General features: G+C 57.0%; 23 protein-coding genes. 18 read left to right on the top strand and 5 right to left on the bottom strand.

Translation table 11 applies throughout. The features are described 5' to 3' along the window. Window positions 1-3: 3 nt before the first annotated feature. The 11 genes from H598_RS0104935 to H598_RS0104885 all read left to right on the top strand — a co-directional run bounded on the left by H598_RS0104935 (window position 4) and on the right by H598_RS0104885 (window position 8,841). On the top strand, window positions 4-1,161 hold the full coding sequence (locus tag H598_RS0104935) for an acyl-CoA dehydrogenase family protein (protein ID WP_028112016.1): 1,158 nt from the start codon (window positions 4-6) through the stop codon (window positions 1,159-1,161). 12 nt (window positions 1,162-1,173) lie between these two features. Next, entirely contained in the window at window positions 1,174-1,947 is a 774-nt protein-coding gene (locus H598_RS0104930; RefSeq protein WP_028112015.1) for an enoyl-CoA hydratase, read from the top strand. Beyond that, the gene (locus H598_RS0104925) at window positions 1,947-3,062 is read left to right on the top strand and encodes an enoyl-CoA hydratase/isomerase family protein (protein WP_035415497.1); all 1,116 of its coding nucleotides are present in this window, start codon (window positions 1,947-1,949) and stop codon (window positions 3,060-3,062) included. The genes H598_RS0104930 and H598_RS0104925 overlap by 1 nt, the downstream gene beginning before the upstream one ends. Before the next feature lie 2 nt (window positions 3,063-3,064). After that, complete coding sequence (gene mmsB / locus H598_RS0104920) at window positions 3,065-3,967, top strand: 3-hydroxyisobutyrate dehydrogenase (protein WP_028112013.1); 903 nt, start codon at window positions 3,065-3,067, stop codon at window positions 3,965-3,967. Window positions 3,968-3,969: 2 nt separating this feature from the next. Further along, the gene (locus H598_RS0104915; RefSeq protein WP_028112012.1) at window positions 3,970-4,731 is read left to right on the top strand and encodes an SDR family oxidoreductase; all 762 of its coding nucleotides are present in this window, start codon (window positions 3,970-3,972) and stop codon (window positions 4,729-4,731) included. Window positions 4,732-4,901: 170 nt separating this feature from the next. Then, on the top strand, window positions 4,902-5,246 hold the full coding sequence (locus H598_RS0104910) for a hypothetical protein (RefSeq protein WP_028112011.1): 345 nt from the start codon (window positions 4,902-4,904) through the stop codon (window positions 5,244-5,246). Between the two features lie 90 nt (window positions 5,247-5,336). Then, complete coding sequence (locus H598_RS0104905) at window positions 5,337-5,573, top strand: RNA recognition motif domain-containing protein (protein ID WP_028112010.1); 237 nt, start codon at window positions 5,337-5,339, stop codon at window positions 5,571-5,573. Between the two features lie 236 nt (window positions 5,574-5,809). Continuing rightward, a complete protein-coding gene (locus H598_RS0104900; protein ID WP_084144334.1) occupies window positions 5,810-6,700 on the top strand; it encodes a cation diffusion facilitator family transporter in 891 nt (296 codons plus the stop codon). Between the two features lie 70 nt (window positions 6,701-6,770). Further along, window positions 6,771-7,703 (top strand): esterase-like activity of phytase family protein, encoded by a 933-nt coding sequence (locus tag H598_RS23380; RefSeq protein WP_051252431.1) that lies wholly within the window; start codon window positions 6,771-6,773, stop codon window positions 7,701-7,703. A 30-nt stretch (window positions 7,704-7,733) separates the two neighbouring features. Then, complete coding sequence (locus tag H598_RS25445) at window positions 7,734-8,279, top strand: DUF1131 family protein (protein WP_051252430.1); 546 nt, start codon at window positions 7,734-7,736, stop codon at window positions 8,277-8,279. A gap of 73 nt (window positions 8,280-8,352) precedes the next feature. Continuing rightward, entirely contained in the window at window positions 8,353-8,841 is a 489-nt protein-coding gene (locus H598_RS0104885; RefSeq protein WP_028112008.1) for a DUF2059 domain-containing protein, read from the top strand. 109 nt (window positions 8,842-8,950) lie between these two features. On the opposite strand, the gene H598_RS0104880 is transcribed toward H598_RS0104885, so the two are convergent. After that, window positions 8,951-9,565 (bottom strand): outer membrane beta-barrel protein, encoded by a 615-nt coding sequence (locus H598_RS0104880; protein WP_028112007.1) that lies wholly within the window; start codon window positions 9,563-9,565, stop codon window positions 8,951-8,953. Window positions 9,566-9,769: 204 nt separating this feature from the next. Between H598_RS0104880 and H598_RS23370 the strand changes: the two genes are divergently transcribed. The 3 genes from H598_RS23370 to H598_RS0104865 all read left to right on the top strand — a co-directional run bounded on the left by H598_RS23370 (window position 9,770) and on the right by H598_RS0104865 (window position 12,811). Then, complete coding sequence (locus H598_RS23370) at window positions 9,770-10,354, top strand: MliC family protein (RefSeq protein ID WP_169629219.1); 585 nt, start codon at window positions 9,770-9,772, stop codon at window positions 10,352-10,354. Window positions 10,355-10,478: 124 nt separating this feature from the next. Beyond that, window positions 10,479-10,802 carry a hypothetical protein gene (locus tag H598_RS0104870; RefSeq protein ID WP_156896941.1) on the top strand — a complete coding sequence of 108 codons (324 nt, stop codon included), beginning with the start codon at window positions 10,479-10,481 and terminating at the stop codon, window positions 10,800-10,802. A gap of 359 nt (window positions 10,803-11,161) precedes the next feature. Further along, on the top strand, window positions 11,162-12,811 hold the full coding sequence (locus tag H598_RS0104865) for a methyl-accepting chemotaxis protein (RefSeq protein ID WP_028112005.1): 1,650 nt from the start codon (window positions 11,162-11,164) through the stop codon (window positions 12,809-12,811). A gap of 62 nt (window positions 12,812-12,873) precedes the next feature. Here H598_RS0104865 and rihA read toward each other — a convergent pair whose 3' ends face one another. Further along, on the bottom strand, window positions 12,874-13,809 hold the full coding sequence (gene rihA / locus H598_RS0104860) for a pyrimidine-specific ribonucleoside hydrolase RihA (RefSeq protein WP_028112004.1): 936 nt from the start codon (window positions 13,807-13,809) through the stop codon (window positions 12,874-12,876). Window positions 13,810-14,503: 694 nt separating this feature from the next. On the opposite strand from rihA, the gene H598_RS0104855 reads away from it, so the two are divergent. Then, complete coding sequence (locus H598_RS0104855) at window positions 14,504-17,269, top strand: hypothetical protein (RefSeq protein WP_028112003.1); 2,766 nt, start codon at window positions 14,504-14,506, stop codon at window positions 17,267-17,269. A 311-nt stretch (window positions 17,270-17,580) separates the two neighbouring features. Here H598_RS0104855 and H598_RS0104850 read toward each other — a convergent pair whose 3' ends face one another. Beyond that, window positions 17,581-19,140 (bottom strand): SulP family inorganic anion transporter, encoded by a 1,560-nt coding sequence (locus tag H598_RS0104850; protein ID WP_028112002.1) that lies wholly within the window; start codon window positions 19,138-19,140, stop codon window positions 17,581-17,583. A 375-nt stretch (window positions 19,141-19,515) separates the two neighbouring features. On the opposite strand from H598_RS0104850, the gene H598_RS25440 reads away from it, so the two are divergent. From H598_RS25440 to rssA, 3 genes are all read left to right on the top strand, one after another. Continuing rightward, window positions 19,516-20,514, top strand: coding sequence for a helix-turn-helix transcriptional regulator (locus H598_RS25440; protein WP_169629217.1), 999 nt, complete (start codon window positions 19,516-19,518; stop codon window positions 20,512-20,514). After that, window positions 20,498-21,661 (top strand): helix-turn-helix transcriptional regulator, encoded by a 1,164-nt coding sequence (locus H598_RS0104840; protein WP_028112000.1) that lies wholly within the window; start codon window positions 20,498-20,500, stop codon window positions 21,659-21,661. Before H598_RS25440 ends, H598_RS0104840 begins: the two co-directional genes overlap by 17 nt. A 127-nt stretch (window positions 21,662-21,788) precedes the next feature. Next, on the top strand, window positions 21,789-22,721 hold the full coding sequence (gene rssA, locus H598_RS0104835; protein WP_028111999.1) for a patatin-like phospholipase RssA: 933 nt from the start codon (window positions 21,789-21,791) through the stop codon (window positions 22,719-22,721). Window positions 22,722-22,829: 108 nt separating this feature from the next. Here rssA and H598_RS0104830 read toward each other — a convergent pair whose 3' ends face one another. Then, window positions 22,830-23,480 (bottom strand): HAD family hydrolase, encoded by a 651-nt coding sequence (locus tag H598_RS0104830; protein ID WP_028111998.1) that lies wholly within the window; start codon window positions 23,478-23,480, stop codon window positions 22,830-22,832. 658 nt (window positions 23,481-24,138) lie between these two features. Further along, window positions 24,139-25,161: an IS110 family RNA-guided transposase gene (locus H598_RS0104825; protein WP_028111997.1), complete on the bottom strand. Its 1,023-nt coding sequence runs from the start codon at window positions 25,159-25,161 to the stop codon at window positions 24,139-24,141. Between the last annotated feature and the right edge of the window lie 88 nt (window positions 25,162-25,249).

The following is a 25,249-nucleotide window of genomic DNA, read 5'->3' as shown; positions in this document are numbered from 1 at the left end:
ATTATGGATTTTAATCTGACTCAGGATCAGCAGGCCTTCATCGAGGTGGCGGAGCAGTTTGCCGAGGCGGAACTGGCGCCCAATGCCGGTCAGTGGGACAAGGACCACCACTTTCCCAAAGCGGTAATTCAACAGGCCGGTGAGCTGGGCTTCTGTAGCCTGTATTCGCCGGAAGAGGCCGGTGGCATGGGGTTGTCCAGACTCGACAGTGCGTTGATTTTCGAAGCGCTGTCCAAGGGCTGCACCGCCACCACCGCCATGATGACCATCCACAATATGGCCACCTGGATGGTGGCAACCTGGGGCACCGAGGCGTTCAAAACCCAGTGGTGCGAGGCGCTGACTACCGGGCAGAAACTGGCCTCCTACTGCCTGACCGAGCCGGGCAGTGGCAGCGACGCTGCCAGCCTCACCACCAAGGCGGAGCGGGACGGCGACCATTACGTACTTAATGGCGCCAAGATGTTCATCTCCGGTGCCGGAGCCACCGAACTGTTGGTGGTGATGTGTCGCACCGGCGGCGACGGCCCCAAGGGGATCAGTGCCATCGCGGTGCCTGCGGATCTGGACGGCATTATCTACGGCAAGGCCGAAGAGAAGATGGGCTGGAACGCTCAGCCGACCCGGCTGGTGACCTTCGATAACGTGCGGGTGCCGGTGGCTAACCTGTTGGGTGACGAAGGCCAGGGGTTCACCTTCGCCATGAAGGGGCTCGATGGCGGTCGCATCAACATCGCCGCCTGCTCACTGGGTACTGCCCAGGCGGCACTGGAGCGGGCGCAGCAGTACATGGCCGAGCGTAAGCAGTTCGGCAAGCCGCTGGCGGCGTTTCAGGGGCTGCAATTTAAGCTGGCGGACATGGCCACCGAACTGGTGGCGGCACGGCAGTTGGTGCGTCTGGCGGCGTTCAAGCTGGACAACGGCGACCCCGAGGCAACGGCCTATTGCGCCATGGCCAAGCGCTTCGCCACCGACGTTGGTTTCATGGTGTGTAACGAGGCGCTGCAGATCCATGGCGGCTACGGCTACATTCAGGAGTACCCGCTGGAGCGCCACGTTCGTGATGTGCGGGTCCATCAGATTCTGGAAGGCACCAACGAGATCATGCGGTTGATCATCGCCCGGCGCCTGCTGGACGACAACGCCAGCGCCATCGTGTAACGGAGAGAGTAAATGGAATTTTTGACACTTGAGCGTCGGGACCACATCGCCCTGGTGACCATCAACAACCCGCCGGCCAACACCTGGACGCTGCAAAGCCTGGGCGAGCTGGAGCAATTGGTGGCGGAATTGAATGCAGATTCCTCGGTGTACGCCTTGGTTTTGACCGGAGAGGGCGACAAGTTCTTCTCCGCCGGCGCCGATTTGAAACTGTTTGCCGACGGTGACAAGGCGGTGGCGGCCAATATGGCCCGCGCCTTTGGCCGAGCCTTTGAAGCGCTGTCGGCGTTTCGAGGCGTGTCTATCGCCGCCATCAATGGCTATGCCATGGGCGGTGGCCTGGAGGTGGCATTGGCCTGCGATCTGCGGGTGGCGGAATCTCAGGCGCAACTGGCGTTGCCGGAAGCCACCGTGGGGCTGTTGCCTTGTGCCGGAGGCACCCAGAACCTGACTGCGCTGGTGGGCGAGGGCTGGGCCAAGCGGATGATCTTGTGTGGTGAGCGTCTCAAGGCGGATCACGCCCTGGCCATCGGTCTGGTTGAACAGGTGGTGGATCGCGGCGGCGCCCTGGAGGCGACCCTGACCCTGGCGCAAAAGGTGGCCAGGCAGAGTCCGGTCGCCGTGGCGGCCTGCAAAACCCTGGTTCAGGCGGGCCGCAGCATGCCTCGTCAGCAGGCGCTGGTGAATGAACGGGAGCGATTCCTGGATCTGTTCGATAGCGAAGATCAGGGAGAGGGCGTCAACGCCTTCCTGGAGAAGCGCGCCCCACAATGGAAGAATCGCTGATGACTGAGTTGGTTCATGTTCAAGAACATCAGGGCCGCGATGGTGCCCGTATCGGTCAGCTGACCCTCAATAGTGAGCGCTCACTCAACGCCCTGTCTCTGCCCATGGTTGAACGTCTGTACCGGCAGTTGCTGGCCTGGCAGAGTCGGGATGACATTCAATGTGTGCTGCTCGACGGGGCCGGCGATAAGGCGTTTTGTGCCGGCGGTGACATTCGGGCCATGTACGACGCCTGTGTGGCTCACCCCGGCGAGCGGGTCGAGGAGGTCGAGCAATTTTTTACCGCCGAGTACCGACTCGACCATCTGATCCATGTCTATCCTAAGCCCATCGTGCTCTGGGGCAGTGGCATCGTCATGGGCGGCGGCCTGGGGTTGATGGCGGGCGCCAGTCACCGGGTGGTCACCGAAACCTCCCGTATCGCCATGCCCGAGATCAGCATCGGTTTGTTTCCCGATGTGGGTGGCACCTGGTTTTTGAATCGCATGCCGGGACAGTGTGGACGCTTCCTCGGCCTGAGCGGCTATCAGATGAATGGCGCCGATGCCCGTTATGTGGGGTTGGCGGATTACGGGGTGGCCAGCCAACGCCGTGGGCGGCTGCTGAGCGATCTGTGCCAGCTGGATTGGTCTGGCGCCGAAGCCCATCAGGTTCTGGACGGGCTGCTGCAGCGGTACCAGGACGAGGATTTGCCGCAGTTACCGGACAGTGTACTGCAGGCCAATCAGGCCGATATTGATGCCCTGATGGCCGGTGACGAGGTGGCCGAAGTGGTGACCCGTATGAGTCGGCTGGACAGTGACCAGAAGTGGCTGTCCCGGGCTGCGGCCACCCTGGCGATGGGCAGCCCCATCACCATGCATCTGCTGTGGCACCAGCTGCAGCAGGGGCAGAACTTGAGCCTGGAGCAGGTGTTTGAAAAAGAGCTGGTGATGGCCGTACGCTGCGCCGAGCTGGGGGATTTTGTCGAGGGGGTTCGAGCCCTGTTGATCGACAAGGATCGCCAGCCAAAGTGGCGTTTTGCCTCGGTCGACGAGGTGCCGGCGGCCCACATCGACGCCATGGTGACCCCACCCTGGCGTGATCACCCATTACAGAACTGGAACAAGGAGTAGTTATGGCGACCATCGCTTTTATCGGCCTGGGTAACATGGGGGGGCCCATGGCCCTGAACCTGGTCAAGGCCGGCCACACCGTGCGGGTGTTTGACCTTAATCACGACGCCGTACACGCCATTGCCGAGCAGGGAGCGATTCCCTGTCCCTCCAGCTGTGGCGCCGCCGCCGGTGCCGAGGTGGTGATCACCATGCTGCCGGCGGGCCAGCACGTTCGCGGCCTGTATCTCGGAGAGTCGGGCCTGGTAGAGACCGTGGCGCAGGGCACCTTGTTGATCGACAGCTCCACCATCGATGCCGAAAGTGCCCGAGTGGTGGCGCAGGCGGCCCAGAATAAGGGGCTGAAGTTTGTCGATGCCCCGGTATCCGGAGGCACCGCCGGCGCGGCCGCCGGCACCCTGACCTTTATCTGCGGCGGCAGTGATGATGGTTTTGCTCAGGCGCAGCCGATTCTGGCCTCCATGGGCGCCAACATCTTTCATGCCGGCGCCGCCGGTGCCGGTCAGGTGGCCAAGATCTGCAACAACATGCTGCTGGCGGTGCTGATGGCCGGTACCTCGGAAGCGCTGCAACTGGGGATTCAAAATGGCCTGGATCCCAAGGTGTTGTCGCAGATCATCAAGGTCAGCTCCGGCGGCAACTGGACCCTGGAGAAATACAACCCCTGCCCGGGCGTGATGGACAGTGTGCCCTCCAGCAACGGCTATCAGGGTGGGTTTATGGTGGACCTGATGTGCAAGGATCTGGGGCTGGCGGCCCACACCGCCACCGACAGCGGCAGCGCGACGCCGATGGGATCGCTGGCCACCAGCCTGTTCCGTCTGCATGCGGCCAAAGGCAATGGTCGGCGGGATTTTTCCAGCATTTTTGAGCAATTTGAACAGCAGAACACGAACAAGGGGTAGAGATGGAACTCAACAACAAGGTGGTGGCCATTACCGGCGGAGCCCGAGGACTGGGGTTGGCCATGGCACAGCGCCTTGGCCGTCAGGGCGCCCGTCTGGCGCTGCTGGACATTCAGGCCGAGACTCTGGACCAGGCCTGCCAGGCGCTGGCGTCCGAGGGCATTGATGCCAGTGGCTATCAGGTCAACATTACCGATGAAGCGGAAGTGGAAGCGGTGTTTGCCGCCATCAAGCGCGATCATGCGGCGCTGGATGTGCTGGTCAACAATGCCGGCGTGCTGGCGGACGGCATGTTGCTGAAAGCCAAAGAGGGGATCGTCAGCGCCAAGATGAGCCTGGCACAGTTTCAGAAGGTGATTGACGTCAACCTCACCGGTACCTTCCTGTGCGGTCGGGAAGCCGCCGCGGTGATGGTGGAAACCGGCAGTCGGGGGGTGATCATCAACATCTCATCGCTGGCCAAAGCCGGTAATATCGGCCAGACCAACTACTCCGCCTCGAAAGCGGCGGTGGCCACCATGGCCGTAGGCTGGGCTCGGGAGCTGGCTCGCTACGGCATTCGCACCGGAGTGGTGGCACCGGGAGTGATCAAAACCGAGATGACCGATGCCATGAAGCCCGAGGCGCTGGCCCGGTTGGAGCAGGCGGTGCCGGTGGGGCGTCTGGGGCAGCCGGATGAGATTGCTCAGGCCATCGAATTCATCATTGCCAATGACTACTTCTCCGGTCGCTGCATCGAGGTCGACGGCGGCATCCGCCTCTAGTTCAGCTTGGGTGGATCCAGAATGACGCCACGGGGTAACTCGTGGCGTTTTTATTTTGAGTCAATGACTTAACCCTACTGGTTGTGGGTTGTATTTGGCCTCAGTGGCCCTACACTGAGGCGCCGTACCGTTCCCGCTCGAGCGGAAACTCAGTGTCCATGGGAGTGTCGATGGAGCAATTAAGCAGTTACATCCTGGCCATTGGTCAGTGCCCTTCCGTAGTGAAGTTGGTCAGGCAGCAGCAACAGCAGCGCTGGCATCAGGAGCAGGATTTGCAGGTGTGCGAAACCGAGTACCGCTACTGGTTTGACAACGGTGTCGAGCTGGTGCACCTCGAAGAGCAGGACCTGATTCCGGAATCGGAGGCGGCAATGGACTCTTGTCCGGAGTGCTGGATCAGTTATCGGGTCACCGAAACTGCGGGGTTGGCGATTCGGCCACTGGGCAAACAGTTTTACAATCGCTGCCAGCAGAGGCACTGGCTTAAGATGCAGGTGGCTCAGCAGGCACCGTGATCAACAAACGCAGTGCTTGGTTTGGGCTGGGGCATCTGGGATAATGGCCGGCTTATTGTGTTTTCCCTTCTTGTATAACGACGGCCTACTATGAAACTTTTGGTACGAAATCTTGCCCGCACCCTGACCGAGGCTGAGCTGAAAGCCTTGTTTGAGCGTTTTGGTGATGTCAGCGACTGTACGCTGGTCATGGATGAGCACAGCGGCGAGTCCAAGGGCTTTGGTTTTGTTGATATGCCGAGCTACGACAAGGCCCGCAAGGCGATGTTTACCCTCAATGGCAAACTGATCGAGCGTAAACCGATTAAGATTCGTCAGGCCGATTAAGGTCGTTATGACGTGTCATGCAGCCGCGCCTTTGCGCGGCTTTTTTGTGGTTGGGGCAGTGGAACGGCGGCGGGTTATTGCAGCATAACGGTTGGCGCCGATCTCCAGGGTCAGTTTTTGTTCGTAAATTGTGGTAAAATTTAATAGTTACATGAACTTAACTCATGTGCGAGTGGGCTTCGGGCTAACCCCGACTCCTGCTACGAATGGATAACACCCTCAACTAAGCAGGTTTTATGAATGAACAGAGACTCCTTCAATTATCGGTAGCAGTGACCTTTGCTTTTGCCCTGTTCGGGGTCGGGTGGGGGCTCCTAACCTCATCCGCAATGATCCTCTTCGATGGAGTCTACTCGCTCATCAGCATGGGCCTGAGCCTGTTGTCTCTGCTGGTATTACAGCAGATACAGCAGGCGGATGAAGACGAACGATTTCCCTTTGGTAAAGCCCATTTTGAACCCCTGTTGGTGGTGTTCAAGTCACTGACTCTCATTGGCATGTGTGCCTTTTCAGCCTTTGAAGCCCTGGCCGATCTGATGGCCGGTGGCCGCGATGTGTCCCCCTCTTCGGCGATGCTGTATGCCTTGATAAGTTCGGTGGGCTGCGTGGTCGTAACCCTGGTGATCGAGCGACGCAATCGGCGCCTTTCATCCGGATTGCTGCAGGCAGAGCGCAACCAATGGCTGGGAGATTCATTGCTCAGTATCGGTGTCCTGGTGGGGTTTTCGGTGGCTTTTCTACTGCAGGGAAGCGCGTACAGTTGGTTGGTGCCCTACGCGGATCCACTGATGCTGGTAGTGGCCTCGAGCCTGTTTATTCTGCTGCCATTGAAAAGCCTGGTGTCGGCGTTCAAAGAGGTGTTGCAGTTTCGGGTGGGCGATAAGCAGTTGGCGCCGCTGCGGCGGGAGGCTGAAGCCATTGCCGCCGAGTTGGACGCCCAGTTTAAACTGCGTACCGTCAGTGTCGGCCGGAACGTGACCGTGGAGCTGAATCTGTTGATGGCTCATCGAACGATGACGGTGAGGCAGATGGACGAAGTCCGTTATCGCGTCGCTGACGTGGCGTCGAAGATTCAGCCCGGCTATTGGGTGAATGTCAGCTTTACCCATGACCCGGAATGGATATGATGGTCCCCTGTCTCTAACTGGCCCGGACTGAGGTCCGGGCACTTTGTTGTCAGTAAATCGGAAACTCTCTATGTGGCGTTGGTGGATGGTGGCTGTGGCATGCTTGTCACAGCCGGTGTGGGCGTCGGTGCCGGGATTCAGCGGCATGGCGCCGTTGGATGGCCGCGCCTTTGTGGTGGTGCTGGACCGCAAAAGTGATGCGGCGGGGGAGCGGCTGGGGATTGTGCGGTTGACCCCCTCGTCCGGTTACGAGTATCGGCCGGTGCGTATCGATGACTGGCACAGTCCCGATGGCCAGGCCAGTGACCTGGAGTCGCTGTGCGCCCTGCCGGGACGGGATGGCGAGTTTTTACTGGCGGAGTCCGGTACCTGGCAGGGACGGTTTGGCCGAGTCTTCCACGTACACCTTGAGGGGGATCGGGCCCGGGTGATGGCGGTGTACCCGTTGCCCAGACGGGTGGACAGTAAGCCCGGGATCGAGGGGGATAATGTTGAAGGCATGGTGTGTCTGGCATCGGATCGCGGCTTTAAGGTGATCATTGCCGAGCGTGGCGGCAGCCGCCACTACCCCGAAGGGGTAGTGCGTCTGGGGGAGTTTGAGCCTCAGAGTGGCCGCCTGAACTGGCTGGATGCGCCATTGATGCGGGTGACGGCTCCGGGGCCGCAGCGCCCGGGACGCCGGGCGATCTCCGATCTGTATCTGGATGCTGACGGTACTCTGTGGGCTTCGGCCACCGATGACGGCGGCGACGCCGGTCCATTTCGATCGCTGATCTACTCGGTGGCACAGTTGAATTCGGCCCCGGCCGGACCACTGTTGCGACCAGTTCAGAAGCGGGGCATGGGCTGGATTATCGACGGCTTTAAGGTGGAGGCACTCTCCGGGCCGGCTGCGGGGGTGGCCGGCAGCGTCATGAGCTTCGCCACTGAGGATGAGCATTACCCCGGGGTATGGCGGCCATTGCTGCCGCCATCGACGGACTTCGATGCCCTGCAGTGGTGAGGCGCCACACTGTGGCCATGGGAGAGAAGCATGAGCAAGGGTAATGGCACCAAGCGTGGACGCTGTCTGCTGGCGGGCATCAGCGTCGCCGCTCTGGCGGCCTGCGCCGGGTCGGAATTGCGCCTAACCGAAGAGGGCCTTACCGGGCTTGAGCTGAGTGCGCCAACGCGGACCCAGGTGCAGCGCCGGTTCCCAGAGTCGCAGGTATTCGAGGAATGGCCGCTGTCTGAGGCTGGGCGCCATCGGCAACTGCGGGTGGTCAATCTGCAGCAGCAGGAACTGATTTTTCATTTTGACGATAAAGGCTTATACAGCCTTGAGAATCGTCAGTCTCAGATTGCCTCCTACCTGGATCATCGAATTGGCGATGGTTTTGAATGGGTGTACCCGGATGGAACCGAACTGTGCGTGGCTGGGATGGAGGCGTTGTCCGGCCGGGTGATCTGTCCGGCGCCTGGCAGCGGCCACATTCGTTATCTGTTTGATTATGATTGGCCCGGCCCCGATGGCGAGTTGCCGCCAAAGTTTGTGTTGAAGGGCGCAACATTGGCGGCCATGTTCTGGTTCAATGACTGACTTATCAATGGAGTGCCATTGCCTTTGAGCGATGAGCATGATGTTATCGACACAGTGTGTGCAGGAGGTGCCCTTGAAACCCATTTGGCGAGTGGCCGTAGTGATAATGATGATGATGACCACCATGGTGGTTCGGGCGGCAGGCGATCCCCGGGGAGAGGCAGAGCGACTGCTGGATTCCATGGGCATGGCGCAGGTACTGGAGCAGTCCATCGACCAGATGCTGACTCTGCAAGTACAACAAAACCCGGCCATGGCGCCTTACCAGCAGGTAATGAGCCAGTTTCTGCATAAACACATGAGTTACACCAGTCTGAAACCGCTGTTGGTGGATATGTACTCGGAAGCCTTTACGGCACAGGAGTTGCAAGACCTGAATGCTTTTTACCAGACCCCCACCGGCCGTAAGAGCATTGCCCTGATGCCGCAATTGACCGCTCAAGGGGCCAAATTGGGGGCGGCGAAAGTGCAGCAGAACATCGCCGAATTGCAGCAGATGATCGCCCAGGAGGACGCGCGGCTGAAGGCGTTGGAAGGTGACTCTGAGGGCCACGCCCACTGATCTCGCTGTGGCTGGGCGGTGCCCCCCATTGCAGCGGCTCGGCCTGCCGTGGGCTTGAGTCGGCGTTGGCGGTGCTGGAGCGGCAGTGGTCAGCAGTGCTGGCGCCGCTTTAGAATTTCAGCCTCAGTCCCAGGTTGGTCTGCCCCTGCCAGAACATGTCGGATTTGATTTTCCAGACGCAGCGCTCGCCGTCGCACAGGATTCCTCCTTCGGAGTCGGTAAAGGTCGCGAAGCCGCGAATCTCGGCGAAAAATGACAGCCGCGAACTGATCTGATACTCCAGGCCGGTGCCCAGCCCCATTGAGAACTTGGTTTCATTGGACAGGTCGCCGCCGGGGCGCAGTTGTGTCAGGCCGATGCTGGCGCTGATGTAGGGGTTGAACTGAGCCTGCGGGTAGTAGCGAGTCCCCCCCAGGTGCAGATAGTCGACGCTGAGCGTTTCTCTCAGTTGTGGCGTGAATGCGCCACCGCTGCGAAGGTCGGTGTCCTGATGGCTGTAGTAGAGGTAGACGCTGCCGGTGTCGTCGACCATGGTGCCTGTCATGAAGCCAAAGTGGCTCGACTCTTCGATGCTCAGATTACCGCTGTCTTGTTCTTCTTCGGTGTTGGTCAGATCAAAGTCACTGGCACCGAAACTGTAGCCGCCAAATGGGGCCACAAACCACTGTGCCGATGCCGGGGCACAGCAGAGCACACTTAGCGTCATCAATGTCACGGCTTTCATGGTCACTCCCTTAGATTTTCATAAATTTAATATCGCTAGTTCATGCACTTATGTTTTCCTTTAACCTATCCTAGGTCAGTTGGTAGATTCTTGCCTGAACTTTTGCTTAACCGGGTAGCTTGCCACTGCGGGGCGGTAACCGGCAGCGGGTATTGTCGTGAGGAGAGAAGTGTGAGAAACAGGGGCATTCCAATGGTGTTATCTGTGTTGTCGGTTTTAGCCGGTTGCAGCGCCGAGCCGGGGTCACCCAGCGGCCCGGCCTTTGACTGCCAGCAGGTGGAAAGCGGGAGCATGGAGTCGCGCATCTGCCGGTCGGAGTCGTTGGCGGCTTTGGATCGGCAATTGAGCCGAGTGTATCGCCAGGCGCGTACTGTGGCAGAGAGTCAGCCTGGTTCGATGCTGGTAGCGGAGCAGCGGGGTTGGATTAAGGGGCGCAATGACTGTTGGAAAAGCGCCGATCCCGATCGCTGCATGGCGGACAGCTATCGGCAGCGCATTGTCACCCTGCAGGCGGAGTACGAACTGGTTGAAGCAGGCCCCTGGCTCAGCTTTCGGTGCCAGACGACACCGTCGCAGACGTTACGGATCAGGCACTATGCCACCTCGGAGCCGACGCTCGTGGCCGACTACAACGGACAGCGGTCGCTGATGACTCGCCAGCCCAGTGGCAGCGGGGTGCGTTATCGTGGTCGCAATGAAAGCCTGTGGGAACATCAGGGGGAGGTCAGGTTGACCTGGGGCTACCAGGCTGAGGCGGTGGTGTGCCAGAGCCATGGTGCCAATCACTGAGGTTGAAGGCGAGCACCCAGTTTTGTGACTAGGGGGTATTTTAGCGGCTTGAACGGTGGTTCTTATAAATCTAACACTCTATGATGCAAGGCAATTTTGTATGTCATTGGGAGTTGTACACGCCGTGAACAAAAAAATCGTTGCCGTAATCTTGGCGCTGGCCAGTGCGTTTTTCTTTTATCAGCCGTTCAACAGTTTTGCTGGTTTCTATCAAACGGGAGAGCATTGGGGCGGAATCGCCTACGGGTTGTTGGGACTACCCGTGTTGTTTGCGATTGCTATCTGGGCCAGACAGAAAGCCCTGGCGGTGGTGTTTTCCGTCGCGACCCTGCTGCTGGCCGGCAAGTACGTTATGGATATCGGTGACAACGTTGGCTGGGGGTTGATGGGCATTGCCGCCTGTGCGCTGGTGTCGGTACTGCTCTCCGCCGGCGTGAAAGCCCGCTAACTCTTCCCTGGGGCGAAAGCCTGTTCGCCCCGTTTTTCTTTTTTCGGCGTTGGCTGTCTCTATGACAGCACCAGAGGGTCTGCTATCGGCGTCTTGCCGGTTGCCACCCGCATCATCAGGTTTGGCCGAACTGGGACAGAAGTTTGATCATCTTCGGGTCGGTTGGCTGAGCAAAATAGTGCGAGCCGGATCGAGAAATTGCCGCGCCGAAATAGGAATCGGTTAATAGATCAAGGTCTTTCGTCGCTATTCAGCGTATAACAACACCACTATAACTATATCGGCCTCACTGAGGCCAAGGGTCAGGATGCATCGACTGCCCGGCAACTTTGTTGCCAATTTAAAAGAGAGCTGCATCCATGATATTGACACGATTACTTCAACCACCCTCCATCCGTGCATTGCTGGCCGGGGTATTTCTTGGCTTGTTTTCCCTGTTTTTGGTTGTGGTTGGAACCATTTACCTGAGTTCCTCACGGGTTGGCGACGCCGTCGGCCAACTTGAGCAGGGCTTTTTGAACCAGTCCGATCTGAGTCAGATCAGCGTTGGCTTCGACGGCCTGCGGCGCGAAGAGCTGGGGTACATCTTGCGGCGGGACATCGGTGCTCCGATGCCGGATACCGCCCTTAGCTATCTGGAGGATCTTCGTCAGGATCAACAGCGAGTATTAGCCAAAGCCCTGGCAGAGAGTCACGGGCAGGAGCAGACGTTGCTGCAGCAGCTGCAGCGCGACATTGCTCAGTACAGTCTCATCCACGATCAGTTTTTAACATTGGATGCTGCCGGCGACACCCAGGGTGCCGCCCGCTACCTGTCGTCCCGGCAAAGCTGGGAGGTGTACATGCAGGTTCAGCAAACGCTGGATCAGTTAAAGCAGTTGTCCGCCAGCCGGGTGGAGCAGGCCAAAGGCACCACGGTGACCGCTCTGAGTGAGTTGTCGCAGTACAGTCTGGTGGTGTCCGCCTGTTTCATTGCTCTGCTGCTGTTTTCGGCGTTCTTGCTACTGCGCAGCATCATGGTTCCCCTGAGCGCCATGGGGGACTTTTTGCGCCGGATTGCCGCCGGTGATCTGACCTCCAGCATCAGCGACGACGGTTTCCACGCCCGCGAGTTTGCGGAACTGGCCAGTGACGGCCTGCAGATGCAGCGTCAGTTGAACAGCCTGGTGATTGAACTGAGTACGGCCGCGACCCAGTTGGCGACCGCCGTCGAGGAGGTCAGCGCCATCTCTCAGGATGCGGCCACTGGCATGGAGCGCCAGCGTACCGATGTTGATATGGTGGCGACCGCCATGAATCAGATGCAGTCGTCCATCGGTGAGATCTCCGGCAATACCTCGGAAGCGGCCGACACCGCCAACCAGGCTCGAATCTCGGCCAATGAGGGCGAGCAGGTGGCCCAGTCGGGCCAGGCCAGCATTCAGGCGGCGTCTCAGGAACTGACCGAGGCCAGCGAGGTGATTCGTCAATTGGTGGCCGACAGCTCCCGGATTGCGGTGGTGCTGTCGGTGATTCGGGAGATCGCCGATCAGACCAATCTGCTGGCATTGAACGCCGCCATTGAAGCGGCCCGGGCCGGTGAGCAGGGACGGGGATTTGCGGTGGTGGCCGACGAGGTTCGCACCCTGGCGAGCCGGACTCAAGACTCGACTACCCAGATTCACGAGATCATCGACAGCACCCAGCAGCGCGCGTCCGATGCCGAGCGGGTGATGGAGCAGAGTCGCAATACCATGGCGAAAAGCGTGTTGGAGACCAACCGCACCGGTGAGGTGATTGGTGCCATCAATGCGGCTATGGGCCAAATTGGGGATATGTCGGCACACATTGCCAGTGCTACCGAGGAGCAGTCCAGTGTGACCGCCGAGCTGAATCGCAATATTGTCAATATTCACGATACGGCGGCTGAGGTACTGGCGGGGACGCAGCAGACGGCCAGTGCGTGTCAGGAGTTGGCTAAGCTGGCCCACGGCCTGACCGAGTTGACCCAGCGCTTTCGTGTCAGTTGATTGAGGGAGTGTGAGATTGTAATTGGCCGGTCCTTTGGACCGGCCTTTTTGTTGCGACGGACTTAGCCGTAGAAGCGCAATCGCTCTGCCAGCAGGTCCACAAAACCTTGCCGGTCCAGGCCTATGGCCACTAGGGTATTGGCCGGTTTGCCGGTGAGATGGTAGTAGTCCACCACCGTCATCCCCTGAGTGTGCTCCCCTTGAGTCTCTACCCCGACCCAGCACTCTCGCGTGTCAAACAGCTCTGGCGCCACCAGCCAGGCGATGGTGCAGGGATCATGCAGCGGGGCACCGGTAAAGCCCCACTTGGGATCGCGATGATAGATCATAAAGAAGTCCAGCAGTTCCGCCACCACGTTGGAGATGGGGTTGCCGATGGCACGAATTCGCTCGATGTCTTCGTCCATAATCTGGGCTTCATGGGTCACATCCAGACCACACATGGTAATGGGGATGCCGGATTTGAACACCATGTCGGCGGCCTCTGGATCCACGTAGATATTGAACTCCGCTGCCGGCGTCCAGTTGCCCATGGCGGCGGCTCCGCCCATCAGCACAATGCGTTCTATCTTGCTGTGCAGCTCCGGGTGATTGGCCAGCAGCAGGGCGATGTTGGTCAGTGGGCCGGTGGGGACCAGAGTAACGGCAACTGAACTGGCTCTGAGTTTGTTCGCCATCAGCTCTACGGCATTGATGGATTGGGGGGCAAAGCCAGGATCCGGCAGCTTGGGGCCATCGAGCCCAGATTCACCGTGGACGTTGTCGGCGATGATCAGCTCCCGGGCCAATGGCTTAATGGCGCCACCGGCCACCGGGATGTCACTTCGCTGTAACAGTGTCAGCACCCGCAGGGCATTGTTCAGGGTTTTGTCCGGGGTTTGGTTTCCGGCGCTGGTGGTCACTGCCAGAGGCTCGAGTTCGGGGCAGGCCAGAGCCAAAATGAGGGCGATGGCGTCGTCATGGCCGGGGTCACAATCAAGAATAATCGGGGTACGCATTGGGGCTCCATACTGATGTTGCGCAGGAAGATAACGCTATCAGGATTTTCGGCTGGGAAAGGTGACAAGGGTAGCGAAACTCAGGGTGTCTGGGTAAATCTGTCAGGACAGGTGGGGAGAGGGCCTTAATTAATGTACTGCTAAATTAATTAATATTAATTAAGGATAAATATACAGACTATTGGGTATATTCATTCATAATTAAACAAGCCTATAATTTGCCGCTTATCGATATTCTCGCTCATCATATTTGCTAAGTCATATATTTTCTTATTGTTTAATCATTGGATTCATATTGTTAAACGAATTAACTTTTGAGAAAACTTTATTTGCATATGATTTTTAAGGATTTTTTTGTTTTTCGTTGAATGGCTAAGAACCCTGAAGGTGGAGCGGGTGATATTGTTTACTTCTCGGTTGATTTTTGATTGGTCTTTTTGATTTTTAGGATTAATATTGCCAGCGAAAATAGAAGAGTAAATATTGAAGATTAGGATAGTAGCTAGTGAAACGACTTTTAATAGTTCTGTTTCCTTTGCTGTTGTGCGCCTGTGGGGGCGGCAGTGGCGGAGGATCCACATCAACCGATGTTGTTGAAAAAAAAACGCACCCAGGTCTTAAGGTTGCGTCCATTACCCATGATTATCAGTCTGACTTATTGTTGCCGCTGGAGATAAGCGGTGGAAAAGGCGTTGTGGGTGTCGGCTTTGCCGACGGGGAAGCGGTAGATGTTATTGCGCTGACTCTGCGTGATGAAGTTCGGATTCTTAATGCCGGCCACACGCGACTAAAGGTCAGCGACAGTGGGGGCAGTCATTATAAAGAAACGGCCGCCTACATCGATGTGGTGATTAATAAAGCTAACCGGCCGCCACTGTTGGTGGATGATCTGATGTTGGGTTATCAGCCTTATGATGAACATGCCATTGTCACTGAAGGAAACAAAGGTGCACTGAGTTACACACTGACGGGTGAGTCTGGTGTGGTTGAGGTCAACGATTCTGGTTTAATTCGAGTGCTGGGTGTGGGAACCACTCAGATCACGGTTCGGGACGCGGGCAATCGCAATTATCAGCCAGCCGAGGCCAAGATTTCAGTTCAGGTTCGGGCAACGGATGAGTCGGTCGCTCGCTTTACTGATCTGTCGCCAAAGCCCTTTGTCAGCGGAGGTAAGTTAAAACCCGCTTATGTGGGGCCGCTTCAGGCTCACCACAGGTTCGAGATTGCGGCGGGGGCGGCGGCGGATGTTATTCGAGTCAATCGAGACAGTGGCGATATGGATATTCTGCATGCCGGGGCAACGGAGGTGGAGGTTACTCAATTTGCCACCGACGGGATCACGCCGGTATCGGTTCAACGTTTTAGGGTCGTGATTGAGAAGGTCGCCAATAGCGCGTTTTCGGTAGAGGACCTGACGTTGGATTACGGCTTCGATCAATCGTTTACCCTAGTGGCTTCTGGTGCCAAGGGGGCATTGACCTATGCCCTGAACCAGGACGACAACAGTGTCGTGCATCTGATCGATGCGGCTCAGGGGCTATTTGGCTTTGACGGTATTGGAGACACAGAGGTGGTGATCACCGATGCCGGCGATCGCGACCACCTGCCCGCCGAAGTGACGGCAACCATCAACGTTAACCAGCTACCAAGCTCCGGATTGACCACCGAAGCGGTGCGTCGGACGTATGGGGTTAATGCCCAGTTCGCTGTGCCTGTGATTGGTGCCAACGGTCAGTTGAGTTTTGGCCTTGTCGAAGGTCAGCCTCAGGATGTGGTGACGGTGTCTGACGACGGTCAGATTCAGGTATTGAAGCCCGGCACCACCATCTTGTGGGTGAATGATGACGGTGATGGTCTCTATCAGCCTCAGAGTGCCACCGTCGAGATTACCATCGACAAGATGGTGAATGAGGCTTTGGTGGCTGATGACCTGTTGTTGCAGTTTGCCGACGATGTGCAGTTAACGCCTGTGGTTCGAGGCAACCGCGGCCAGCTCAGCTTCAGCGTTGAAAACGGTGATGTGTTGCGTCAAAACGGTGATGGCAGCCTGACTCTGGTTGCGGCTGGCAGCAGTCTGGTGACGGTGACTGACAGTGGCGATGATTTCTACCTGAGCAGCAGTACCCAGTTTCATGTGGACGTTTCCTATGCCGATGGCACTTTGAAAGTGGGGAACGTATCGGCCGGTTATGTTGAAGGCAAGCAGTTGTCGATTCCGATATCCGGTGTGCTGGGGAGATTGAGCTACCGCTATGACAGTGCTCAGCCCGAAGACGTGGTAGAGATCGATCTGGACAAACGTCGCCTGATCATTCGCAATGCGGGAACGACCGTCATCGGCATTACTGATTCTGGCGATGCCGGCCATGGAGCCCGGGGTGTCATGATGCGGGTGACCATTGATAAGGCGCCGCAGAACACCACGTTGTCGCTGGAGCAGACCTTGCTCGAAGCGCGTTTTGAGGATGGTAAAACCGTGCTGGCGCCGACGGTAACTGGGCAAGCCGAGGATGGCAAGCTGCAGTTCCTGCCGGTGGACTTCAATCAACAGGTGGTGGATCTGGACTACGACAGTGGCCAAATGACCGTCAACAATGCCGGTGAGGCAAAGTTTGTGGTGACAGAAACCAGCCGCAACTTCGAAGACACCAGCCTGGAGTATACACTGCGGGTGAATAAAGCCTCTTACCCGGATTCTCTGGAAATTGAGGCCCCCATCGCTCAAGCGTTTGTACCCGGCATGCTCCTGCCGCCGATTGCGGTGGTCGATCCAAAGGGCAGCCTGCATTATCGACTCGTGGCAGACTATACAACATCGGATTATGACCTGAGAGAAGATGGCACCCTGGTTGTTCATCGATACCCTCAAAGCACACCGATAAACGTCCTGGTGACCGATGATGGCGGTCGCAATTATCAGCCGGCCTCCCGAATTGTCCCGGTGTATTTCAAAAACTATGAGGCGGGAAGCGGAGAGGAGAGCACGCTGAGTTTTGACGGAACCTCGCTGGTGATTGACTCGCCTGCACAGGTGGCAGCCAAAGAAGCCAGCTACTTCTCAGTTTTTCAGCTGGGTCGTCATGGTACCACCTCAGGGGATGACGACAATCTTCACGGAGGCTACAGCTTGCAGGCCGCCGCGGTGTGTCTGAAAGATCGTCCTACGGCTTGTCTGAATTTGACGTTGAGGTTGCAAAAAACGTCGGTGTGTCAGGATGGATCTCAGTTGGCGTTGCCACTGGCCTCAACTTTGGTAAACAGTTGTTCGTCTCAGGTGACGGTGACATTCAACGATGCTGATCCCTTTAACGCCAGCTTGCCGTCGGGTCATTTTGTATCGAAAACGCCGCTGATGCTGGTGCACTATGCTCGTCCATACCAGCCGGGAGGCGTGGTTGACAGCAGCGAGATTCAGGCCAGGGTCTGGTGGTTGCTGGACGTGGATATCGTCATTCCCTAGCGAAGACAACGCCCCCGATTGGGGGCGTTACTGTCTCCAGGGGACTGTCGTTGCACTCGGATGATTCTTCATCGTGACTAGCAGTTGCTAGCCTGTTTACCGCAATGGATGCGGCGTTACGGGCCAAAGACAACAACGCCGTGGCAGGACCACGGCGTTGTTGTATTTATTTGGCACAGATCGCTGAAGGCGATGATTCCCATAGGCGGGGGGCATGACAAGGGGAAGAGCCTGGTGTGGCTAAGGCGGTTGGGGTCCGAAAACGACAACGCCGCGGCAGGGCCACGGCGTTGTGGTGAAGCAGCGAGGCGTTAGCCTCCCAGTTCGTCGACCGCCACTTTGTAGGTGGGATCTTCGATGACATTCACTTCGACCAGGTTACCGGCTTTTTGCAGCAGTTTGCGGCATTCGTCGGACAGGTGGCGCAGATGCAGGTGCTTGCCCTGTTTCAAGTAGCGCTCTGCCAGAGTATCGATGGCTTCCAGTGCCGAGTGATCGCACACTCGGGATTCGCCAAAGTCCACAATCACCTCCTGAGGGTCATTGTTGGCATCGAACTGCTCCAGAAAGCTGGAGGTCGAGGCGAAAAACAGCGGGCCATTGATCTGGTAAACCTTGCGGCCGAATTTATCTTCCTTACTGCTGATGACCATATGGGTGGCGTGTTCCCAGGCAAAGCGCAGCGCCGAAACGATCACACCCACCAGTACCGCGATGGCCAGATCGGTGGCCACGGTTACCGCAGACACCAGCACAATCACAAAGGCATCGGACTTGGGGACTTTGCGCATGATGCGGAAACTGGACCACTCAAAGGTGCCCAGAACCACGATAAACATCACGCCCACCAGGGCGGCCAGCGGCACCATCTCGATAAGGCTGCTGGCAAACAGTATGAAGGCCAGCAGGGCCAGGGCGGCGGTGACACCGGACAGGCGCGAGCGGCCGCCGGAGTTGATGTTGATCATGCTCTGGCCAATCATGGCGCAGCCACCCATGCCGCCGAAGAAACCGGTGACGATGTTGGCAACCCCTTGACCGACACACTCACGATTTCCCTGACCACGGGTCTGGGTCAGTTCATCCACCAGGGTCAGGGTCAGCAGCGACTCAATCAGACCGATGGCGGCCAGAATAAAGGCATAGGGCAGAATGATGTACAGAGTTTCCAGGGTGAAAGGCACCATGGGGATGGCAAACTCCGGCAGCGTGCCAGACAGGCTGGCATTGGCATCGCCGGTCATGTTGCGCAGGAAGTCCACGACGGTACCGGTTTCAATGCCGACAAAGTGCACCAGAGCCGTCACCGTGGCGATGGCGGCCAGCGAGGAGGGCACGGCGGTGGTCAGCTTGGGCAGGAAGCGGATGATGGCCATGGTCAGGGCAATCAGACCGAGCATGATGTACAGTTGCTCGCCTTGCATCCACACCATTTCGCCGGCGGCATTGGCCACCTTAAACTGGCCCAATTGTGCCATAAAGATCACAATTGCCAGGCCATTCACAAAACCAAGCATAACAGGATGGGGCACCAGGCGAATGAATTTACCCAGCTTAAAGGCACCAGCGCCAATCTGAATCAGTCCCATCAACACCACTGTCGCGAACAGGTACTGAACGCCGTGCTCTGCGACCAAGCTGACCATGACCACAGCCAGGGCGCCGGTAGCGCCGGAGATCATGCCTGGGCGGCCGCCGATGAGGGCGGTGATCAGGCCGACCATAAAGGCGGCGTAGAGGCCGACTTTGGGTTCGACTCCTGCGACGAATGCAAAGGCAACGGCCTCTGGCACCAGCGCGAGGGCAACGGTTAATCCCGACAGAATATCGGCCCGAGCCGATGCGTCTGGATTACTTCTAAGCTCAAACATTGCTTATTTCACCACTGTATGTTGGTTGATGGGACACTAAAAAGCCGCGCAGTCTGACATTATTGACTAGGATAGTCAAAAATAATTACATTTTCGTTGCTTTTGGGAAGGTATGGAATATGAAGCTTTATATGTCAAAGTTTGCTCGAGAATATTCGCTTTCTTTTGGGATAATAATTGGTTTGATTGTGTAATTATCCCTATGAAAAATATGGGAAATATTGGTTATTGGTGGATATATCTGTTTCGGCATTAAATCTGAGGATTAACGTTATCTTTATTGATGAAATATTCCTGGTGACACTTTTTTGACGGCAACGGTTGATTTTTCAGGTGTTTGCGAACATGTTAAAGGGGAGTCAAGGAGGCATCATTGTGGTGATTGAATCTGTCAATCCACTGATACAGCGGCTGTACGTTGCGGGCACCGAGGAACAGCCCTGGTTGGCCTGGATTAGGCAGTTGCAGGCACTATTGCAAGCCGACGCCGTGCAATTGGCGGTGGTGGGGGTTGCCGATGGCCGCGACGTGGTTATCAGTTGTGACCACGATGATGGCCATGCTCGGGATAATCTGAATGCCTTCAAGGCCGCGCTGATGTCTGAGCGTGACCACGATCGGGTGCAGCAACGATTTGGCTGGTTTGCCCGCCAGGACACCCCCTACGGGTTGTGGTTGTGCCTGGGTTCCGATGAACAGTCGATGTTGTGGCAGCATCCCGCCATGGACCTGTTACGGCCCCATCTGGTGCAATGGGGCAGTGTGCTGCACGCCAGCGTCAAACCGGAACAGTTTCTGCTCTCGGCGGATCATACCGCAGCACTGCTGTGTGACCATGGTGGTCAACTGCTGGCCAGTAACCCCTTAGGGGCCGAACTGCTTCGGTGTCAGTCTGCCCACTCTGTGGCAATGCTGCCGTCGCCGCTGATGACGGCCCTGACCAGTGTAATGGAAAGCCATCAATCCTGTTGGGTACCGAGGATGCTGTGGGGTCGCAGTTATCAGGTCTTGGTACGGCCATTCTTCGACCCGCCGGGATCGCACCTGATGCTGATTCGGGTGCAGGGGCAAAGCCGGGCTTTTTCCGCGGACTATTTTCAGAAATTGTACGACCTTTCCAAAAAAGAGGCCGCTGTGGCGGTGCTGCTGGCTAACGGTTTGCTGGCGCAGCAGATTGCCGAGAGTCTCTACATCGGTGAAAGCACCGTTCGCAGTCACATCAGAAAGATCCTTCAAAAAACCGACAGTCGCAGCCTTAATCACCTGATGGTGAAGATGCATTGCGGCCTCAATGGTTTGGAATGGAGCGGCCTGTACCCATCGCTGCGGCGCTACAAAGACAGCGGGGAGGAGAGCGATGCCAAGGCTGTCTGACAATCAGGTTAATGACCTGATTATCAACCTCTATCAAGGGGTGGTGCACGGGGGGCATTGGCAGTATTGGCTGGAGACTTTTCTTCAGGACGCCGGTTCCGATGCCGGTTGGGTGACGCTGGTGGATAAGCAGACGCTGGCGGCAGACAGTCTGGCCGACGTAGGCTTCGAAGGCATTGCCGATTACAACCACTACTACCACGATAAAGACATGGTGGCCGAAGCGTTGATGGTCAACCGGGAATTGAAAGAGGGGCGCTTCTACGCCATTCAGGAAGTGGTGGATTTCGACAACTACCTGAATTCGGAAATCTATAACGATTTCAATGCCGATCACGGTATCTTGCATCTGTGCGGCGGCTACGCCAGCTTGCCGGGCAGTGATAAGGTGTTTCGGCTGTCGTTTTTCCGCGGAGCCGATAAGGCGCCATTCAATACCGATTTTGTTCGTCGACTTGATCTGTTGATGCCGCACCTGACTCAGACGCTGCAACTGGATGAGTTGAGCCGTTACCACCTGCAGTGTCGTGCCGGCCCATTTCGTCATCTCGATGAGATGAAGGTGGGGGCGGTGGTGTGTGATGCCACTGGCCGGGTGCGCTCCTTTAACGCCGAGGCCGAAACCCTGTTGCTGGCCAATGGCGGCGGCAAGATCAGCGGTGGCCGTCTGGTGCTCAGTGACCACAATCAGCAACAGGCGCTGCAGCAGGCCTTGTATCGTGCCTGCAACATTGTCGATGAGCACAGCGTGCCGCAACTGTCTCCCTTGATGCTGGGCAGCCGTACTTCGCCACTGGAAGCCTTGGTGCGCCCCTGGTGTGTCAGTAGCCACAGCTTCGAGGATGCCAGCCTCAATGCGGTGCTGCTGTTAAGAAGCCACCACCAGGCTGAGCACCTGAGCCTGAGTCTGATGCAACGGCAGATGGGGTTGTCGGCCCGGGAGTTGGATGTGGCGCAATACGTCGCCAGGGGGCTGGATGCCCGGTCCATAGCCAATGAGTGCTTTGTGGCGGAAACCACGGTGCGGACTCACATTCAGTCTCTGTTGAGAAAATTCAATGTTCACAGCCAGCAGCAGTTGATTGCGCGCTTGCACGACCCCCTGCTGACCCTGGCCGGTCACCCGGATTTGATCCCTGCCCGGTAACGTCCCGACACGGCAACTTCCTTGTTCCTTTTCAACCCTGACTGTATTCTTTGTATATCAAGCAGTAATGCGATTCTATTCGCGACCGCCGCCGATTTCGGGACGTTGGTCGTAATCGGGAGATCCTATGGCGAATGTGAAAATTGGAGTGGCTCTGGGCAGCGGTGCTGCCAAAGGTTGGGCGCACATTGGCGTGCTGAGAGGGTTGAATCGCATCGGCATCATTCCTACTCATGTTGCCGGTTGCTCTATTGGGGCGTTTGTGGGCGCAGCGTATGCGGCGGGCAAGCTGGATGAACTGGAGCAGTGGGTACGGGGGTTTTCCAGCTGGGATGTGGTGGGGCTGTTGGACCTGTCATGGCGCCGGGGCGGATTGGTGTCCGGAGATAAGATCTTCAAAGCCGCCAGTGATGCACTGGGAATTATCGACATCGATCAGCTGAACAAACCCTATGTGGCGGTGGCCACGGATCTGTACACCGGGCAAGAGGTGTGGTTGGACAGTGGCTCGCTGTCTGACATTGTCCGTGCCAGCTGTTCCATCCCCGGCCTGATGGAACCTAAACAGATTGGCGAGCGCTGGTTAGTGGATGGGGCGGTGGTGAACCCGGTGCCGGTATCGGCTTGTCGTGCCATGGGGGCGGAGCTGGTGATTGCGGTGGACCTGCACGGCGATGCCCGCCAGGCGGTGGCCGAGCCGGTGCGCCTGACCAAGGTTGCCAGCCAGGTGCAGCCACAACCTGAGGAGTCGGCGACCGGTTTTATGGACCTGCTGGCCAGTGGTAAGGAGTTGGTGAATGAGTTTGCCGACCGCTTCTCTAATGCCGCGACCGCTCAGCCGAACATGCTGGCGGTAATGCACCAGTCGATGGAGATTCTCGAGCAGCGGCATAAGCGGGCACGGTTAATGGGGGATCCGCCGGAAGCCCTGGTGATGCCCAGAGTGGGCGACATCAACACCATGGAATTTCAGCGGGCGGGTGAGGCGATTGCCGCCGGTGAAGAAGCGGTGCTGAGGATACAGCACCAGATCGAAGCCGAAGTGCAGCGCTTCTCGTAACGCATCAGGGAGGCGAGCGCTTAACTCGGCGTGCCTCAGAACTGGCCAGCGGTTGGCTACGTTGGAGAGTGAGCCGCAATGGCCCAATGGGCGCAGCCAGTGCTGCAGTTACTGACGCCGTTTCAAATCATCGAGTACCTGAACCATCGATGGCAGGACGGTGTGGCCGTACGCCAGTACCTCATCGCTGGGGGCCACGAGATCCGGGATCTGGTAGGTGATCATGTCGGCCGCCACGGCGGAGTGGACGCCATTGTTGGAGTCCTCAAAGGCCAGACACTCTGTCGGGGCAACATTGAGCCGGCTGGCGGCCAGCCGATAAATCTCCGGATCCGGTTTGCCCTGGCTGACTTCACACCCAGTGGCCAGGCTGTCAAAGTAGCGGTCTAGCCCTGCCAGCGTCAGTTTTTTTCTGGCTACCTCTCTGGCCGTCGAGGTGGCGACCGCCATAGCGATGCCATTGGATTGCAACCACTCCAGCAGGTCAATCACGCCGGGTTTTACCGGAATCGGCTGATGCTCCACCACGGCGTGGTAGCGGCAGCGCCACTCTTCATGCAATCGGTCGAGATCCTCGCCATACGCCTGTCGAAAGATGCGTTCAATGCCCGCGGCGTTGCGGCCAATGATAGACAGGTAGACGTCTTGGTGGAACGGCAGTTGTTGGGTGTCACAGGCCTGTTGAAAGATGCGCATGCACAGGCGTTCGGTGTCCAGCAGTAGGCCGTCCATGTCGAAAATGGCAGCGTGATATGTCATTTGGCGTACAGCAAAAGTGAGCGAAGGCCGGCATTATGCCACAACCCCACCCCTGTCACTGACAAATCCCTCATATCAAGACACCCAGACTACCAGCCCCTATTTACGACTCTCATATTCAGACACCCAACCCCTTATCAATCCCTTATAAAGACACCCAGGTTAAAAGCGTTTACCAGAATTGATAGGCATCAGTTCCGAAGAGGGGAAATTGGTTGGTTCTGTCAGGTCGACGTCGTATTCGGTGTGTTTTGTCGAATCCCTTATAAAGACATATATGGGCGCCCCAGCGATGTCAACGTAGGCAATGCCCCCAAGATGTAAATCTCGGTACTTTGCTCTAACCTCCTACCGACTCGCAATGCGATGATTTGGTCGATTTTGTAGTAGTTTACTGCGCTACTCTGACATATATCCGGGCTTAACTGCCTTGCAGCGCCCCAAATGAGTTCCGAGCCAACACACCCTAAACTGGTTTCACCCATGCGGCTTTTAAAGCCATGTCCCAAGCGGGTTTAGTGTAGGCCGGGTATACCGTTGTTCATCTTCGCCAAGTTAGCAGGTAGTGGCCACCAGAGGCTCTAAACACCCAACCGGGCTCGTTGACCCTTGTCTTGTCCGAGCTACCCTGGTGGCGATGACTGGTACGCCACCGTCTTCAAGCTGAAGCCGTGTACTGAGGTTGATAGGCCTCCCCTTTGGCTAACAGAATCCACATCAGGCGAGCAAGCCGATGCGCCGTTGCTACAACCGCTTTGTTTTTGCCCCGTCGCTCGACGAGTCGGTTAATCCAACGACTAAAGTCATCGTTCTTCTTGTGAGCATGTGACACCACCGTTCTCGCACCGTGAATAAGCTGTTTTCTCAGGTATCTATCGCCTCTCTTGGTTATCGACCCAAGTTGGTTTGTCTCACCCGAAGCATGCTGTTTAGGGGTTAGGCCCAACCAAACCGGAAGCTCTTTGGCGTTCTGAAAGGCCTGACCTTTATCGATAGCAGCAGAGAATGCTGAGGCAATGATTGGGCCAACACCTGGAAGGCTCTGCATGAGTTTGGCTGCCGGGCTTTGTTGGTTGTATTGGCGAATGAGGCTATCGATAAGTGCTAAGTGTTGGTTGAGTTGTTCCAGCTCATCGTAGACCGTGTTCAGCAATAGGCGCACTGAGGGCCGGATGGTGTTGTCGCCCATGTAATCAACCAGCGCTATCTTAAATTGAGCGTGGCTTTGGGGAATAGTGACGCCAAATTCAGACAGGATGGAGCGAGTTTGATTGATACACTGGGTTCGGCAACCGATAAAGCGCTCCCGCATGCGGTGCAGTGCCAGCACTTCTTGCTGCGCTTCTGATTTGATAGGCACAAACCGAATGTTTGGACGCCGACTGGCTTCGTAGATCGCGAGGCAGTCGTTCTTATCATTCTTGTTGCCACGAACGAAAGGTTTAACGTGCTGAGCTGGAATAATGGCTGTTTGGTGCCCCATCTCATTAAACAAACGCCCCCAATAATGAGATGAAAAACAAGCCTCAATGACAACAAACGCAGCAGGTTGCAGCCTCATGAATTCAATCATTTTTGCTCTATTCAATCGCTTGGAGAACAGCTTATTGCCCGAGCTATCGACACCAAGCAATTGAAACACATTTTTAGCCAGATCGATGGTGATTGTGTTAGCTTTCATGATGGACGCTCCTAATGTGAACTGATTTGTACAAATCTCAGTTTGGCGCATTTGACGCCGAATTTAGGGGCGTCCATCTCATCACCCA

This window comes from Ferrimonas kyonanensis DSM 18153, assembly GCF_000425405.1.
In the GTDB taxonomy this organism is placed as follows: Bacteria; Pseudomonadota; Gammaproteobacteria; order Enterobacterales; family Shewanellaceae; genus Ferrimonas; species Ferrimonas kyonanensis.
The sequence above is the reverse complement of the archived record's forward strand: the minus strand, read 5'-3'. Positions and strand labels throughout refer to the sequence as shown.

Excerpts from the sequence above, each read along its gene's own strand:
- H598_RS0104930 (WP_028112015.1), top strand. The coding sequence starts at position 1,174 with ATGGAATTTTTGACACTTGAGCGTCGGGACCACATCGCCCTGGTGACC.
- H598_RS0104925 (WP_035415497.1), top strand. The coding sequence starts at position 1,947 with ATGACTGAGTTGGTTCATGTTCAAGAACATCAGGGCCGCGATGGTGCC.
- H598_RS23380 (WP_051252431.1), top strand. The coding sequence starts at position 6,771 with ATGTGGCGTTGGTGGATGGTGGCTGTGGCATGCTTGTCACAGCCGGTG.
- rssA (WP_028111999.1), top strand. The coding sequence starts at position 21,789 with ATGGCGAATGTGAAAATTGGAGTGGCTCTGGGCAGCGGTGCTGCCAAA.
- H598_RS25445 (WP_051252430.1), top strand. The coding sequence starts at position 7,734 with ATGAGCAAGGGTAATGGCACCAAGCGTGGACGCTGTCTGCTGGCGGGC.
- mmsB (WP_028112013.1), top strand. The coding sequence starts at position 3,065 with ATGGCGACCATCGCTTTTATCGGCCTGGGTAACATGGGGGGGCCCATG.
- H598_RS0104850 (WP_028112002.1), bottom strand. The coding sequence starts at position 19,140 with ATGTTTGAGCTTAGAAGTAATCCAGACGCATCGGCTCGGGCCGATATT.
- H598_RS0104865 (WP_028112005.1), top strand. The coding sequence starts at position 11,162 with ATGATATTGACACGATTACTTCAACCACCCTCCATCCGTGCATTGCTG.
- H598_RS0104935 (WP_028112016.1), top strand. The coding sequence starts at position 4 with ATGGATTTTAATCTGACTCAGGATCAGCAGGCCTTCATCGAGGTGGCG.
- H598_RS0104905 (WP_028112010.1), top strand. The coding sequence starts at position 5,337 with ATGAAACTTTTGGTACGAAATCTTGCCCGCACCCTGACCGAGGCTGAG.
- H598_RS0104825 (WP_028111997.1), bottom strand. The coding sequence starts at position 25,161 with ATGAAAGCTAACACAATCACCATCGATCTGGCTAAAAATGTGTTTCAA.
- rihA (WP_028112004.1), bottom strand. The coding sequence starts at position 13,809 with ATGCGTACCCCGATTATTCTTGATTGTGACCCCGGCCATGACGACGCC.
- H598_RS0104900 (WP_084144334.1), top strand. The coding sequence starts at position 5,810 with ATGAATGAACAGAGACTCCTTCAATTATCGGTAGCAGTGACCTTTGCT.
- H598_RS0104915 (WP_028112012.1), top strand. The coding sequence starts at position 3,970 with ATGGAACTCAACAACAAGGTGGTGGCCATTACCGGCGGAGCCCGAGGA.
- H598_RS0104840 (WP_028112000.1), top strand. The coding sequence starts at position 20,498 with ATGCCAAGGCTGTCTGACAATCAGGTTAATGACCTGATTATCAACCTC.
- H598_RS0104830 (WP_028111998.1), bottom strand. The coding sequence starts at position 23,480 with ATGACATATCACGCTGCCATTTTCGACATGGACGGCCTACTGCTGGAC.
- H598_RS0104880 (WP_028112007.1), bottom strand. The coding sequence starts at position 9,565 with ATGAAAGCCGTGACATTGATGACGCTAAGTGTGCTCTGCTGTGCCCCG.
- H598_RS0104910 (WP_028112011.1), top strand. The coding sequence starts at position 4,902 with ATGGAGCAATTAAGCAGTTACATCCTGGCCATTGGTCAGTGCCCTTCC.